This window comes from Lentzea sp. NPDC051208 (assembly GCF_040682435.1).
Lineage (GTDB): Bacteria > Actinomycetota > Actinomycetes > Mycobacteriales > Pseudonocardiaceae > Lentzea > Lentzea kristufekii.
In genome coordinates, this window is record NZ_JBFBAW010000011.1 from 195774 (window position 1) to 209359 (window position 13586).

The 13586-nt window shown below is 68.8% G+C and carries 16 protein-coding genes; 10 read left to right on the top strand and 6 right to left on the bottom strand.

Annotation, left to right across the window (positions count from 1 at the left end; genetic code table 11):
* Window positions 1-8 precede the first annotated feature (8 nt).
* Window positions 9-1061 carry an Hsp70 family protein gene (locus AB0M48_RS26690; RefSeq protein ID WP_363846895.1) on the top strand — a complete coding sequence of 351 codons (1053 nt, stop codon included), beginning with the start codon at window positions 9-11 and terminating at the stop codon, window positions 1059-1061.
* On the opposite strand, the gene AB0M48_RS26695 is transcribed toward AB0M48_RS26690, so the two are convergent.
* A complete protein-coding gene (locus AB0M48_RS26695; protein ID WP_363846897.1) occupies window positions 1042-2259 on the bottom strand; it encodes an aminotransferase class V-fold PLP-dependent enzyme in 1218 nt (405 codons plus the stop codon). The genes AB0M48_RS26690 and AB0M48_RS26695 overlap by 20 nt on opposite strands.
* Window positions 2246-2692 carry a DUF1453 domain-containing protein gene (locus AB0M48_RS26700; RefSeq protein WP_363846899.1) on the bottom strand — a complete coding sequence of 149 codons (447 nt, stop codon included), beginning with the start codon at window positions 2690-2692 and terminating at the stop codon, window positions 2246-2248. The genes AB0M48_RS26695 and AB0M48_RS26700 overlap by 14 nt, the downstream gene beginning before the upstream one ends.
* Before the next feature lie 63 nt (window positions 2693-2755).
* Here AB0M48_RS26700 and AB0M48_RS26705 point away from each other — a divergent pair, with 63 nt between their 5' ends.
* A complete protein-coding gene (locus AB0M48_RS26705) occupies window positions 2756-3358 on the top strand; it encodes a TetR family transcriptional regulator C-terminal domain-containing protein (RefSeq protein WP_363846901.1) in 603 nt (200 codons plus the stop codon).
* Window positions 3359-3874: 516 nt separating this feature from the next.
* Here AB0M48_RS26705 and AB0M48_RS26710 read toward each other — a convergent pair.
* Window positions 3875-4321, bottom strand: coding sequence for a helix-turn-helix domain-containing protein (locus AB0M48_RS26710; protein ID WP_266041747.1), 447 nt, complete (start codon window positions 4319-4321; stop codon window positions 3875-3877).
* A gap of 77 nt (window positions 4322-4398) precedes the next feature.
* On the opposite strand from AB0M48_RS26710, the gene AB0M48_RS26715 reads away from it, so the two are divergent.
* On the top strand, window positions 4399-4905 hold the full coding sequence (locus AB0M48_RS26715) for a GNAT family N-acetyltransferase (protein WP_363846903.1): 507 nt from the start codon (window positions 4399-4401) through the stop codon (window positions 4903-4905).
* A 170-nt stretch (window positions 4906-5075) separates the two neighbouring features.
* Window positions 5076-6548 (top strand): hypothetical protein, encoded by a 1473-nt coding sequence (locus tag AB0M48_RS26720; RefSeq protein ID WP_363846905.1) that lies wholly within the window; start codon window positions 5076-5078, stop codon window positions 6546-6548.
* 64 nt (window positions 6549-6612) lie between these two features.
* Here AB0M48_RS26720 and AB0M48_RS26725 read toward each other — a convergent pair whose 3' ends face one another.
* The gene (locus tag AB0M48_RS26725) at window positions 6613-7110 is read right to left on the bottom strand and encodes a hypothetical protein (RefSeq protein ID WP_363846907.1); all 498 of its coding nucleotides are present in this window, start codon (window positions 7108-7110) and stop codon (window positions 6613-6615) included.
* A 53-nt stretch (window positions 7111-7163) separates the two neighbouring features.
* Window positions 7164-8069, bottom strand: a complete 906-nt coding sequence (locus AB0M48_RS26730) for a nucleoside hydrolase (protein ID WP_363846909.1) — start codon at window positions 8067-8069, stop codon at window positions 7164-7166.
* A 70-nt stretch (window positions 8070-8139) separates the two neighbouring features.
* Here AB0M48_RS26730 and AB0M48_RS26735 point away from each other — a divergent pair, with 70 nt between their 5' ends.
* The 6 genes from AB0M48_RS26735 (at window position 8140) to AB0M48_RS26760 (ending at window position 12750) form a co-directional block, all read left to right on the top strand.
* Complete coding sequence (locus AB0M48_RS26735) at window positions 8140-9405, top strand: Gfo/Idh/MocA family oxidoreductase (protein ID WP_363846911.1); 1266 nt, start codon at window positions 8140-8142, stop codon at window positions 9403-9405.
* Window positions 9406-9588: 183 nt separating this feature from the next.
* Window positions 9589-10635 (top strand): Gfo/Idh/MocA family oxidoreductase, encoded by a 1047-nt coding sequence (locus AB0M48_RS26740; RefSeq protein WP_363846913.1) that lies wholly within the window; start codon window positions 9589-9591, stop codon window positions 10633-10635.
* Between the two features lie 37 nt (window positions 10636-10672).
* The gene (locus AB0M48_RS26745; protein ID WP_363846915.1) at window positions 10673-11188 is read left to right on the top strand and encodes a hypothetical protein; all 516 of its coding nucleotides are present in this window, start codon (window positions 10673-10675) and stop codon (window positions 11186-11188) included.
* A gap of 170 nt (window positions 11189-11358) precedes the next feature.
* A complete protein-coding gene (locus AB0M48_RS26750; protein ID WP_030476842.1) occupies window positions 11359-11562 on the top strand; it encodes a cold-shock protein in 204 nt (67 codons plus the stop codon).
* 106 nt (window positions 11563-11668) lie between these two features.
* Window positions 11669-12241, top strand: coding sequence for an AAA family ATPase (locus tag AB0M48_RS26755; RefSeq protein WP_363846918.1), 573 nt, complete (start codon window positions 11669-11671; stop codon window positions 12239-12241).
* Window positions 12238-12750, top strand: a complete 513-nt coding sequence (locus tag AB0M48_RS26760) for a hypothetical protein (protein WP_363846920.1) — start codon at window positions 12238-12240, stop codon at window positions 12748-12750. Before AB0M48_RS26755 ends, AB0M48_RS26760 begins: the two co-directional genes overlap by 4 nt.
* 3 nt (window positions 12751-12753) lie before the next feature.
* Here AB0M48_RS26760 and AB0M48_RS26765 read toward each other — a convergent pair whose 3' ends face one another.
* On the bottom strand, window positions 12754-13215 hold the full coding sequence (locus tag AB0M48_RS26765) for a hypothetical protein (RefSeq protein WP_363846922.1): 462 nt from the start codon (window positions 13213-13215) through the stop codon (window positions 12754-12756).
* Between the last annotated feature and the right edge of the window lie 371 nt (window positions 13216-13586).

Consider the following 13586-nt stretch of genomic DNA (forward strand, 5'->3'; position numbering starts at 1 on the left):
GACCCGCAATGTCGTACCAGGTTGGGCTCGATCTCGGATCCGCAGGCACCACCGTCGCCACCAGCAGTGGCGTCACGACCAGCAGCCGCCGTCAGCAGGCTCACGCCAAGGAGATCGCGTACGTCCTCGACGATCTCACGCACCGGCACGGGGAGCCGCCGAGCCGCGTCGCGATGACGCATCCGCTGTGCTGGCCGCACGAGCATCTCGAGCAGCTGCGCCAGAGCCTCATCAACGAGGGGCGCGCGGATGTGTTGTTCGTGCCCGCGCCGCACGCCGCCGCCATCGCGTTCGACACCGACGTGCGGATGCCCGAGCACAGCACGGTGGCGGTGTTCGACTTCGGTGCCACTGGATGCGATGTCACGGTGCTGCGCAAGCAGGGCGTGCTGTTGCTGGCCGGGCAGCCGGAACGGGTGGAGGTCGGCGGCTTCGACCTGGACGAGCTGGTGGCGGAGCACGTGATCGCGAAGATCGGCACGCACAGCCGGGAGCTCGTGCGGAGCTGCGTCGAGGCGAAGGAACTGCTGGGCAGCTATCCGGAGGTGCGGATTCCCTACGTCGCAACGAACGGCGAGGTGCGCGAGGTCAGGTTGAGCAGGCTGGAGTTCGAGGCCGTCGTCCGGCCGTCGGTCGAGATGGTGATCGACGCGCTGGAACGCGTGGCGGGGCTGTGCCTGCCCGACGTCATCCTGCTCGTGGGCGGGTCCTCGCGGATTCCGTTGGTGGCAAGGGAGATCACGGAACGGCTGCACGTTCCGGTGATGAGGGCCCCGGACGGTGCGGCCGCGACGGGTGCGTATCTCGAAGCCAGGCAGCTGGAACCCGAACCCGCCGAGCAGTCCACCGTCGAGGTGCCGCTGCCGCGTCAGGCTGAGCAGGAGAAGCGGATCCCGACCACGCCGTTCATCGCGGCGGGGCTGCTCGTGCTCGTTCTCGGAGGAGGGTGGTTCGCGCACGACGCGATGAACCAGCCTCAGGTGAGGATGGAGAACACCAGCGTGCAGCTCGAACCACCGGGAACGGCCGAGTTGCCCCGCATCAGCGCGCCAGGGCGCTGATCTCCCGCACCGTCCGGTCGATCTCCTCCGGTGTGTTGAGGATCGACGTCCCGACTCGCGCGTACGGGATCCGGTAGGCCGCCGTGGTGATCTGGATCTGCTTGCGCGCCAGCAGCTCCACGACCTCGGGGCCGGTGTGGCCGGTGACGTCGAAGCACACCATGCCCGCGGACGTCGCCGGGTCACGTGGTGTGTGCACGACGACGCCGGGGATCTCGGCCAGCCCGTCGGAGAACCGCCCGGACAGCTCGGCGATCCGGGACGCCACGCGGTCGCGGCCGAGGCGTTGGTGGAACCGCACCGCCGCCTGCACCCCGAAGTACTGCTCGAACGCGTGGAAGCCGCCGGGGCCGAGCAACGCCGTCTCGCTGCGGTCGCTCAGGCTCGGCAGCATCGGCACGATCTCGCCGCGCACCTCGGGATTCACCCACACCATGCCGGTGCCACGCGGTCCGAACAACCACTTGTGCGTGCCGGCGACGAACACGTCCGCGCCCATGCGCGCCGCGTCGTCGTGCACGGCTGCCAGTCCGTGCACCCCGTCTACGACGAGGAGACAGCGGTCTTCCTGTTTGCGGCCCTTGTTGGCCTCGGCCACGACCTGCGCGCAGGCTCGCACCGGCATGCGCAGGCCCGTGCTCGACTGCACCCACGTGATGCCGACGGCACGGGTCCGCGGTGTGATCGAGTTCCGCAGCCGCGTCGCGATCTCGTCCTCGGTGGCCTTCGCCGGGTTCTCGTACAGCGTGCCGATCCTGACCCTCGCGCCCATCCGCGCCGCCGCGAGCCTGGCCGCCTGCTGGTGCCACGCGTGGTCCTGGTCGCTGAGCAGCACCTCCTGGTCCGGCCGCAGCTTCAGGCCGCCGTAGACGATCGAGAGCCCCATGGTGGTGTTGGGCACGAACGCGATGTCGTCCGCGGCGCCACCGACGTACTGCCCGAGCGCGACGGCGACCTCCTGCGCCTGCTCGGGCATCAGGTCGTGCGAGTTGGCGTCGAGTCTGCGCTTGAACTCCTCGACCGCGTCCCGCACCTCGCGCGGGTTCGACGCGAGGTAGAACAGCCCCAGGTTGGTCAGGCCCTGGTCCAGCCGGAACTCGCGGCGCACCGCACCCCAGTCCACTCCCTGCGCGGCTGACGACGCGGCCGGTGCGACGGCGAGCAGCCCTGCCCCCACGAGGAAGTCACGACGTTCCATGCCTGCCATTGGACACCCGTTCCGGCGCGAACGGCAGGCCGGTGCGCAACGCCTTCGCGCCCACGGCGCACAGTTCGCCGAGCATGCTCACGCCGATGGAGACTTGCGTCGGCGCGTGGTGGTCGAGCAGCACCACGAAGCCGAAGCTCGCGCCGATCGACATCACCCACACGAGCAAGGTCCACGGCGTGTACCGCTGCCACAGGTGGCCGTCGCGCTCGAACAGCTTGATCGTCATCCCCCGGAGCGCGCCGAACGCGAAGCCCGCGGCGAGCGGGAGCAGGTAGATCAGGTGGAACTCGTCGACCGCGCGGATACCGAGGAACAGCAGGAACGCCGGCGGTGCCAACAGGTCCCCGGCGTTGAGCGGTTCTCCCCTGAACCGGCGCACGAGCACGTACAGCACACCGGCCGCGATCAGCAGATATGTCATCATTTCCCCCTAAGTAGCATGACCATGCTACTTAAACTAGCAGGGTCATGCTACAAAAGGGAGGTGTCACCGAGAGTCGTGGATCCCGCCGTCCGCCGCCAAGCCGTCGCCGAGGCGGTGTTCCGCGTAGTGGTGCGCGACGGCGTGGAACAGGCTTCGCTGCGCAACGTGGCGGAGGAGGCGGGCCTCGCGATCGGTTCGATCCGCCACTACTTCGACAGCCACGACGACATGATCGTCTTCGCCGTCGAGGCTCTCATCCACTCGGTGGACCAGCGCGTCTTCACCCACGTGCAGGCCTTGCGGGACCGCAGTGACCCGCGCAGGCCAGCCGAACGCGTGCTTTCCGAGCTGCTCCCGCTCGACGAGCGCCGCCGCGACGAAGCCGTGCTGTGGCTGGCATTCGTCACCGCCGCACGCACCCGGCCGTCGCTCGTGCCGCACGCCGAACGGATCTACGACGGCCTGCGCATGCTCTGCCGCCGCGCACTGACCGTGATGACCGAGGCCGGGACCGTCGCGGCCACGCACGACCTCGACCTGGAGTCCGAACGGCTCGCGTCGTTGCTCAACGGTCTCACCGTGGACGGGGTGCTGCACCCTGACCGGATGACGCCGGAGCTCACGGTGTCGTTGCTGCGCAGGCACCTCGACTCGCTGCGGTAGCCACGCCTCTCGATGAGCAACAGAACCGGGGCGCTCGAGCTGCAACTGGACGCCGACCCGGCCCAGGTCGGCTTCGCCGTGCAGGCCAGGCTGTGGATGCGCGTCCAGCCGCGGCACCTCGCCGTGGCCGGAGCCGCCCTGGCCACCCACCCCGAGGTGTACTTCGCCGCCGCCACGACAGGCCCGGCGAACCTGGTCGCCGGCGTGACCTGTCGCGGCAGCGGCGATCTCTACCGGTACCAGACCGAGTGCGCCGGAGTCCTCGACGGAGTGGGGGAGTTCCGGTTCTCCGCACCCTCAAGCGTGCCGTTGCCTGACCAGGAGACGCGCGCCGTGCGGGCGCCCGCCGGGACGGCGACGGTCAGCGAGACCTGCTGGGCGAGGCCGTCCGAGTTGTGGGTCCGGACGACCTGCTCCGGGGCCGCCGTCGAACGACACGCTGACCGCGCCGCGCTGCGTGCCTTCCTGCAGGTAGTGCGAGAAGTAGTCGAGCTGCACGCAGTTGTCAGTACAAGTTCACTGCTTGGCCGTCACCTGCACGTCGCGCGCGGTCAGTTCGGCGGCGCACTCGGTGCACTCCACCTTCGCCCGCACGCCTCCGCCGCAGTCGCGGTGGTGCAGGTGGAACGACTCCTCTTCTTCCGGAGCCATCCACTTCTCGCCCCACGTCCGCAGCGCCATCAGCACGGGATAGAGGTCGCGCCCCTTCTCCGTGAGGCGGTACTCGTGCCGTGTGCGGCCATCCTCGTGATAGGGCACGCGCTTGAGCACGTTCTCCTGCAGCAGCACGTTCAGGCGATCGGTCAGGACGCTCCGCGAGATGTCCATCGTCGCCTGGAAGTCCTCGAAGCGGCGGGTGCCCAGGAAGATCTGTCGGAGCAGCAGCAGCGTCCAGCGCTCGCCCAGCAACGCCGCGGGGCGGCTCAGCGTGCAGGGCATGCTCGCGAAACTCGAGTACGGCATGAACCAAGGATATCCCTTGCGTTCGATTTTCGAACTCAGCTACAGTTCGGATTCCGAACTCAGAGGGGTCGATCCTCATGCGCGTCACCGAGCTCAACCGCGACACCGCGCCGGAAGCTGTCGACGCGGTGTTCGAAGGACTGTCCGCGCGAAGCCGCTACCTGCGGTTCCACTCGCCGACGCCCCGGCTGACCGCGTCCGCGCGCCGGGTGCTGACCGACGTGGACGGCGAACGGCACGCGGCCGTGTGCGCGACGGTCGGCGGCGATCCGATCGGCATCGCGCGGGTCATCAAGACCGGCGGGTGCGGCGCGGAGATCGCGGTCGCCGTGATCGACCTGTGGCAGCGCCGCGGCGTCGGCCGTCTCCTGCTGGAGGAGCTGACGTCGGTCGCGGCCCGGATGGGCGTCGCCGAACTGCACGGCAACGTCCTGCCCGACAACCGCGCGATGCTCGCGCTCGTGCGCAAGGTGCTTCCCGGTGTACGGCTGATCAGGGAGGCCGACACGATCGAACTGAGCTACCCGCTGGCCTGGGTCACCGCCGAGATCAGCGACGCCGACCTCGTCCAGAGCCTGCGGTAGGGATCCGGTCCCGGTGTGCGACGAAGCTCGACGATCGTCCACACGAGTCACGTTCGGTGTCCGCGCGTTCACGGTTGACGGTGTGAATGGCGCCGACAAGCCGAAGACGGTCGGAACACAGGACGTTCGACCGGACCAAAACTTCACATCGCCTTGCTACGGTGACCGGCATGAGATCGTGGGGGATGTTGGCGGTCGCCGCGGCGGCCATCACGTTCGGCTCGACGCTGGCCATGCCGGACGTCGCGGTCGCCGCTGCCGAGGGCGGGGTGATCTGCGGGACGTACGAGACCAATTCCAAGATCACGCGCAGCGAGGTCCTGGCGCGCTCCCGGACGTGGATCAGCGCCCGTGTGCCCTACAGCCAGAGCGACTGCTTCGGCAACAAGTACGGCGCCTACCGCACCGACTGCTCCGGCTTCGTCTCGATGGCCTGGGGCCTGCGCATCTCCTACACCACGCACATCCTCGAGCAGGTCGCGCACCGCATCGACTGGGAGGACCTCCGTCCCGGCGATGCGCTCAACGACCGCGAGAACCACGTCGCGCTGTTCATCGGCTGGGCGGACGCGAGCAAGACGCGGCCCATCGTGCGCGAGCAGGCCGGGCCGGACGGCAGCAGGCCCGTGCAGCGCGTGTGGAGTGCCAGCACTGCTCGCAAGTACGTGCCCCTGCGCTACAACAACATCCTCGAAGCCGGTAGCGGTGGCGGCACCGGCAGCGAGACGCCGGTGACGGACAAGCTCGTCGTCAGCGCCGGCCCGCAGATCTCGAACACCGGCCGGCAGCAGCTCGAGATCTTCGCGCGCGCCACCGACGGCACGATCGTCACGAACTTCCACAAGACGAGCCGCTGGAACGGCTGGCAGCAGCTCGGCCCCGAGCTCTTCGCCGGCGAGCCGGTCGCGCTGATGAACCCGCAGACGAAGATCGTCGAGGTGTTCGCGCGCGGCACGGACGACAAGATCTACCGCCGCGTCGACGGCAAGTGGCTCGCGCTCGGCGACACGGCCGTCGCCGGCGAGCCCACGCTGTTCTGGAACGACAAGACGAAGGCCGTCGAGGTCCTCGCCCGCGGCACGGACGGCCTCCTGCTCCGCTTCACCGACAAGTGGGCGCCGGTCGGCGACCGCAAGATCGAGGGCAACCCCGCCGTCGCAGACAAGGACGTCTACGCGCGTTCCGCCGACGGCAAGCTCGTGAAGTGGGACGGCGGCACCTGGGCGGACCAGGGCGACAAGAAGATCGTCAGCGACCCGAGCGTCGCCGTCGACCAGGTCTTCGTGCGCACCGAGTCCGGCAGCGTCGAGCAGTACGCGGCGGGCGTCTGGAAGTCGTTGGGCGGCAAGGGCACCGGCGCGCCGTCGGCGGTCTTCAACTCCACGACCGGGTCCATCGACGTCGTGCAGCTCGGTGAGGGCGGCATCGTCGAGCACTCCCGCGCGACCGACGGCGGCTGGTCCCCGTGGGCCAAGCTGGGCACCACCAGGGTCTCCCAGGCGCCGACCGCGATGTACCACGCGCAGACGAAGACCGTCGAGGTCTTCGCCCGCACCGAAGACGGCAAGCTGATCCGCCGCTTCCACAAGGAGAAGGCGGGCTGGAGCCAGTGGGCCCAGCTCAGCGACAAGTCCGTGTCCTGATCTGGACGAACTGAACGGGGCGGCGACTCTGATGAGTCGCCGCCCCGTTTCGTCTGAGCTCAGATCAGCACTCGACGAGCAGGCTCTTGATCGCCGCCTCGCCCTTCGTCTCGTCGTTGGCGACGAGCGCGGACTTGATCTCCTTCGCCGCGTCCTTGCACTTCTGCGAACTCACCACGTCGGCCTCGGCCTTCTTCTGCGCGGCCACCGCCCGGTCGGTGTCCTCCGCGCTGTTCTTGGCCTTCTTGGTGAGGTCCGCGATCTCGAGGTCCTTGCCCTCGACCTGCTTCGACAGGTCGGCGGAGCGGTCCTTCTCCTGGAAGAAGAGCACGCCGAACGCGCCGCCCGCGCCGAAGAGCAGCACGACGAACAACGACAACACGACGATGCCGGTCTTCTTCGGCTTCGTCGGCACGGGTGCGGGCGCGACGGGCTGCTGCTGCAGCGGCGGCGCGAACGCGGGAGGCGTGTACACCTCGAACTCCGGCCCGGCAGGCGCGCTGTCCTGCTGCTGCACGGTGGTGTCCGCAGACTGCTGCGGATCGAAAACAGGATTGGTCATGATTCCCCCAAGGAAGTCCCCCTGGGCCTATCATCGCCGGACCGTCAACGTTGTTACGTGAGCTGGGACACGGCATCGACCACCAGGGCGAAGAACCGGTCCACGTCCAGCCCGACGGCGACCCGCGCGTTCGGCTCCCGGCCGAGCCTGCCGTGCAGGTCCACGACCGTCGCGCCGCGGGTGAACGTCCCCGTCGTCTCGATCCCCACGAACGCCTCGACGCAGGTCACCAGCGTAGGATCGATCACCCGGGCCACCGCCACCGGGTCGTGCAGCGGTGGTGCCGCGAACCCGAACACGCCGCGGTAGGTCGCCGCGAAGAACGTCATCAACTCCCCGCACGTCCGCCCGAGCGGCCCCAGGGCGTTCAACTGAGCCACGACTTCCGGCGTCACCAACGCCTGGTGCGTCACGTTCAAGCCGATCATCGTGATCGGCACCCCGCTGCCGAAGACGATCGCGGCCGCCTCCGGGTCGACGTAGATGTTGAACTCCGCGTACGGCGTGGTGTTGCCGCGCTCGGTCGACCCGCCCATGAGCACGATCTCGCGCACCGCGGCAGGCCCGTACCGCCGCAGGTACATCGCCACGTTCGTCAACGCGCCGGTGGCCACCAGCGTCGCCGGCATGTGGGCGTGCATCACGTCGATGGCGTGCTCCCCGACCACGTCGACGGTCACCGGGCCGAACGCCGGGCCGTCCATTCCGGACTCTCCGTGGATGTCTTCCGCCACGTACAGCGGCCGCACCAACGGTTGTGCGCACCCGCGCGCGATCGGCACCGCAATGCTGGCGGCGGAGCAGATCCGCTGGGCGTTCGCGGTGACCTTGTCCAGCGTCTGGTTCGCGGCCACGGTGGTGATCGCGCGCAGGTCGATCTCGGGTGAGCCGGCCGCGAGCAGGATCGCGATCGCGTCGTCGTGGCCGGGGTCGCAGTCGAGCACCACAGGAGTCGGCATGACCTCATCTTGACGAGCTCAGGGCCGGTGCGGCTAGCGTTGGGGAGAGCGTTTGCAGAGGAGGCCGGGGATGGCGCGCAGGCGGTACGCGGTGGTCGGCACGGGCTCGCGGGCGGAGCGGCACGTCCACGCCATCGCGGTCGAACACGCGGACACCTGCGAGCTCGTGGCGTTCGCCGACGTGAACCGGACCAGGATGGACGTCCACAACGACCGCCTCGCGGAACTGGGGGTCGAGCCGGTCCCCACGTACGACGCCCGGGGCTTCCTGAAGATGCTCGACGAGCAACGGGTCGACGTGGTGGTGGTGACCACCGTCGACCGTTTCCACGACACGTACATCATCGAGGCGTTGGACGCCGGTCGTGACGTCGTGACGGAGAAGCCGATGACGACGGACGTCCCGTCGGCCGGCAAGATCCTGGACACGGTGCACCGCAACGAAGGCAGCGTCACGGTCACCTTCAACTACCGTTACAACCCGATCCACGAGAAGGTGCGCGCGCTGCTCGCGGACGGTGCTGTCGGCGAGATCGGGTCCGTCCACTTCGAATGGTTGCTGGACACCAGGCACGGCGCCGACTACTTCCGCCGCTGGCACCGCGACAAGGCCAACTCCGGTGGTCTCATGGTCCACAAGGCGACCCATCACTTCGACCTGCTCAACTGGTGGGTCGGCTCGGTTCCCGAAACCGTGTACGCACAAGGCCGGTTGTTCTTCTACGGCAACGAGAACGGCGAGCGTCACGGTTACACGCACGACAGCAGGTTCGACATCGAGCTGGAGCAGAACGCCTGGCTCAAGAAGCTCTACGTCGACGCACGGCACGAGGACGGCTATCGCCGCGACCAGAACCCGTTCGAGCCTGGTGTGTCCATTGAGGACGACATGTCGGTGCTCGTCCGCTACGCCAGCGGTGCGAACCTGACCTACCACCTCACGGCCTACTCGCCGTGGGAGGGCTACCGGCTGATGGTCAACGGCAGCAGGGGCCGTCTCGAACTGGAGGTCGTCGAGAACTCCTGGGTGTCGGGCCAGGACCCGTCGGTGCACGGCGTCAGCGCCAACCCGGAGCAGGGATGGGCGAAGCTGTCGGTGCAACGGCTGTTCGAGGAGCGGCAGGACATCCCGCTGGAGTACGACCGGGACGGGCACGGTGGCGCGGACCAGCGCATGGTGGACGCGCTGTACGGACCCCCTGGGCAAGAGGATCCGCTAGGACGCAAGGCGACGCACCACGACGGCGTGCTCTCCCTGCTGACCGGGTTCGCCGCCAACCGCAGCTTCGAGACCGGGCAGGCGGTCCGCGTCGCCGACGTCATCGACCTCCGATAGCGGTCATCGTGCTCCCGGCGCCATTGCCCGTTCGGGTGGCTGTGTTGACGCTTTGGCGCCGCTGGGTGCCGGGATGCTGTCGCAAACGAGTCTTGGTTGGCGCGGCGCATTGAAATTACCGGCACCTCGCCCGATGCTGGTGGCCGCGTTGGTGGCGGAGTCCGCCCTAGAAGGGTGAGAGCGATGCGTGTTGCGCTGGTCGGTGCTCGGGGACATGGGGCGCGGCACGTGGAGAACCTGGTCCGGCTGGGCCACGACGGGCTCGCCACGTTCGTCGGGGTGGTCGACGTCGCGGACGTCGACGTGCCGGTGCCGTCCTACCCCGACCTGCCGTCGCTGGCGGCCGAGCTGCACCCCGAGGTCGTCGTGGTCTCCTCGCCGCCCTCGACGCACCGCGATCTCGTGCTGACGGCGTTCGAACTGGGCTGCGACGTGCTCGTCGAGAAGCCGGCGGTGCTGTCGGTGACCGACTTCGACGAGATCTCCGCGATGGCGTCGGATCGCGGCCTGGTGTGCCAGGTCGGTTTCCAGGCCCAGGGCACGGGCTCGTACCGGCGGCTCTGCTCGTTGATCGGCTCCGGCGCGCTCGGCGACATCACCGGCATCGGCGCCGCCGGGCGCTGGGTGCGCTCGGACTCCTACTACGAGCGCTCCGAGTGGGCGGGGCGGCAGGGTGAGGACGGGGCGCTCGTCAACCCGTTCGCGCACGCACTGCAGAACGCGCTGCTGCTCGCCGATGTCGAGGAACGAGCCGACATCGCCGTCGAACTGGAGCTGTACCGGTGCCGCGACACGATCAGTGCGGACGACACGGCCTGTGTCCGAGTCACGGCTGATGGCGCGCCGCCGGTCGTGGTCGCCACCACTCTCTGTGCCACGACATCGTTGCCACCGGTCGTCCTGGTGCACGGAACGCTCGGGCAAGCAGTGTGGTGGTACGACGACGACAGGCTGACGGTCAACGACCACCGCATGGCCGTGGCACGGTCGGCCGATCTGCTGGAGAACCTCATCCGGCACCGGCAGACCGGCGAGCCCCTGGTCGCCCCACTGGCCGCCGCGCGGGCGTTCACGTCGATCGCCGAGCAGTGCGGCAAGGCCGACGTGCCGCTGCTGCCCGCCCGCCGCGTCGGGGAACGGGTGGTGCTCGACGGCATCGACGAGCTCGTCGTGCGGGCGGCCGAGAAGATCGCGACTTTCACGGAGCTGGGCTGCGGATTCGGGCGGTAGTCTGCCGCGCAGGTCGCCGCGTTCGGGGAGAGTTGCGTTGGACACCTACATCGACCTGAAGGACGTCCGGGTCACCGGTTACGTCAGCACGGGCCTGATCGCGCTGGTCGTCGTCGAGTCGATCTGGGGCACGATCAACGACTGGCGGGGCGGCTCGTCGTCGTGGAGCTTCCTCGCCATCATGCTGGTGGTGCCCGCGGGCGTGGCGTCCATCGTGTGGTTCCGCGGTGTGACCCACAACGCCGAGGCGATCGCGCTGCACGGCGTGCGGACGGTCTCGCAGGTGTGGAAGGCGAGCGACCCGGCGCAGCGCGAGGTGCCGTTCGCCCAGCGCGTGGCGAGCCCGCTGATCAAGCCCTGGCAGTACGCGTTCCTCGCCATGGTGCTGGGCGACGTGTTCGAGTCGCTGCTGCTCGACACCCCCTTCTACGTGGTGTTCTCCACCTTGTCGACGCTGTGCGCGATCGGCGCGGGCGGGCTCGCGTGCTTCCTCGTCCTGCGCATCTCGCTCATGCAGCAGCGGTTCGCGGTACCTCAGCGCAAACGCGGCTGAGTTGGGGTATAGTTCTTCGTTGGTTGCAGTTTCGTGTTCGTGTCTTTCACGCTCGCCAAACTTCAGTTGCGAGTGCTTCTCCTTCTTCACGGTTGGGGCAAGGCTCATGACCAACCACGGAGCGGCTGCACAGTGCGGCTCGCTCTTCAGTAATCAAGGAGAAGCAGTACATGGCAAACGGCACCGTCAAGTGGTTCAACGCTGAAAAGGGCTTCGGCTTCATCGCCCCCGAGGACGGCGGCGCTGACGTCTTCGTCCACTACTCGGCCCTCAACGGCGGCGGCTACCGCAGCCTCGAGGAGAACCAGAAGGTCTCGTTCGACATCACGCAGGGCCAGAAGGGCCCGCAGGCGACGAACGTCACCGCTCTCTGACGTTGTTTCACCCCGAAGGGCCTCCGGATTTCCGGGGGCCCTTCGGGCTTTTCCGGGTTCGCTCCGCGCCCGTGTCCTGATCATCGGGTTTCGCTAGCCTGACCCGATGCCGTTGCTCGGACCAGCTGATCCGCTGCCGCACGTGCCCCGGCGCATCCTCGTCGCCGGCAACGCCGGATCCGGCAAGTCGACGCTGTGCCGGCGCATCGCCGAGCAGCACGACCTGCGGCGGGTCGAGCTCGACAGCCTCTACTGGGGTCCACAGTGGACGCCGCGGCCGCAGTTCTTCGCGGAGGTCGCCGCGTTCGCGCAGGAGGACCACTGGGTCACCGAGTACCAGTACAAGGCGGCGCGGCCCGCGTTGCTCGCCAGGGCGGACACCGTGGTGTGGCTCGACCACCGGTTCCCGGTCGTGATGGGACGGCTGGTGAGTCGCACGGTCAGACGTCGCGCGGCGGGCGTGGAGTTGTGGAACGGTAACCGGGAGTCGTCGCTGTGGTCGGCGTTCACCGACCCCGGGCACATCCTGCGGTGGGGCTGGAAGAGCTACCTGCGCAACCGTGCCAGGGTGCTCGCCCTGGTCGACGACGTGGTGGTCGTGCGGCTGCGCGGGCAGGGGCAGGTCGAGCGGTGGCTCTCGGGACCGCTCGCCTCGGTCGGGGAGGAGCGTGCTCGGTGAGAACGGCGCTGGTGCTCGGAGGCACAGGCATGCTGGCCGGCTGCGCGGGCCAACTCGTGGCACGCGGATGGCGGGTCGTGCTGCCGTCGCGCACACAACCGCTGATGGCCGACGACGGGCCCGGACGGGCGGCGCGGGCGTCGATCTCCAGGGGACACCGGCCGACGTGGGTGAGGGCCGACTGGGCCCAGCCCGCCAAGCTCGCGGCGGAGGTCGAGTACGAGCTCGACGGCCACCTGGTGAACCTGCTGGTGGCGTGGGTGCACGACAGCTATCGCGTGAGCGTCCTCAACGCCGTGCGGCACCTTCTCGCAGAGGGAGCGCCGGTGGTGGAGGTGCACACGTCCGCGCCCGTACCTGACCCCGTGCTCCCGCACCCGACGCAGCAGGTGTTGCTCGGTCACTTCGCTCACGACGCCACGCTGCGCACGAACCGTGCGGTGCTGCAGGCCGTCGAACGAGGACTGGAGGGACGGGCGCCCTCGCTGCACCACGAGGACGCCCTCTGACGCCTACCGGACCTCGGTCTTCACGATCTCGGCCCGGCCGATCTCCGCCTGCACCTTGACGCCGGCCGCCACCTCCACGAGCTGGCGGACGACCACGTCCTCGTTGCGGATGTCCGCGATCCTCTGCTCGGTCTCCGTGACGAACTCGAACTCCGCGACCTCGGCCGCCTCGATCTCGGCGACCTGGTGGAAGTCCTTGCTGAAGTCCAGCAGCACCTCCGCGCCGTCGAGGACCACCAGCTGGTAGTCCGACGGCACGTCCGAGGCGAAGCCCTTCAGGAACTTGCCGGTGACCTTGACGCCCTCGGCTGTCTCCTCGAGGTCGAGCACGCCGTCGACAGGGCTGAACAGCGCCTCCTGGAAGTCTGCGGTGGCCTGCACCGCCTCGGGCTCGGCCAGCGCCGGGGAGGCCGTGAGGGCGATGGTCGCCAGCAGGGCAGCGGCGATGTTCAGCAGTTTCGGCATGTCTTCGTTCGTACCGGCGGGCACAGGGCACTGCTTGGTCGAACGCGTCGCTCGATCGTGCATCGACACCGTCTGAGCACGGGCGAGGCGAAGTGGGACTGATCGTGCCGCTGCTGATGCCGCCACCGCGGTCGCGTTCGGGATGAGGCCGGCACGCCTCTGACAACGCCATGGCCATCGGGCTGTGCGACGGCAGGCAGGTGGCGGACGCGTCGAGTGGACCCGACGTGGCGCAACACGACAGGACGTTCGAGCAGCGGGTGCCCAGCCCGTGGATCAGGCCTGGCAGTACGCGTTCCTCGCGATGATGCCGGCCGACTTCGCCGAGGCGCTCGTCGTCGTGATCGCCCAGGTCTCCGCGCTGCAACGGC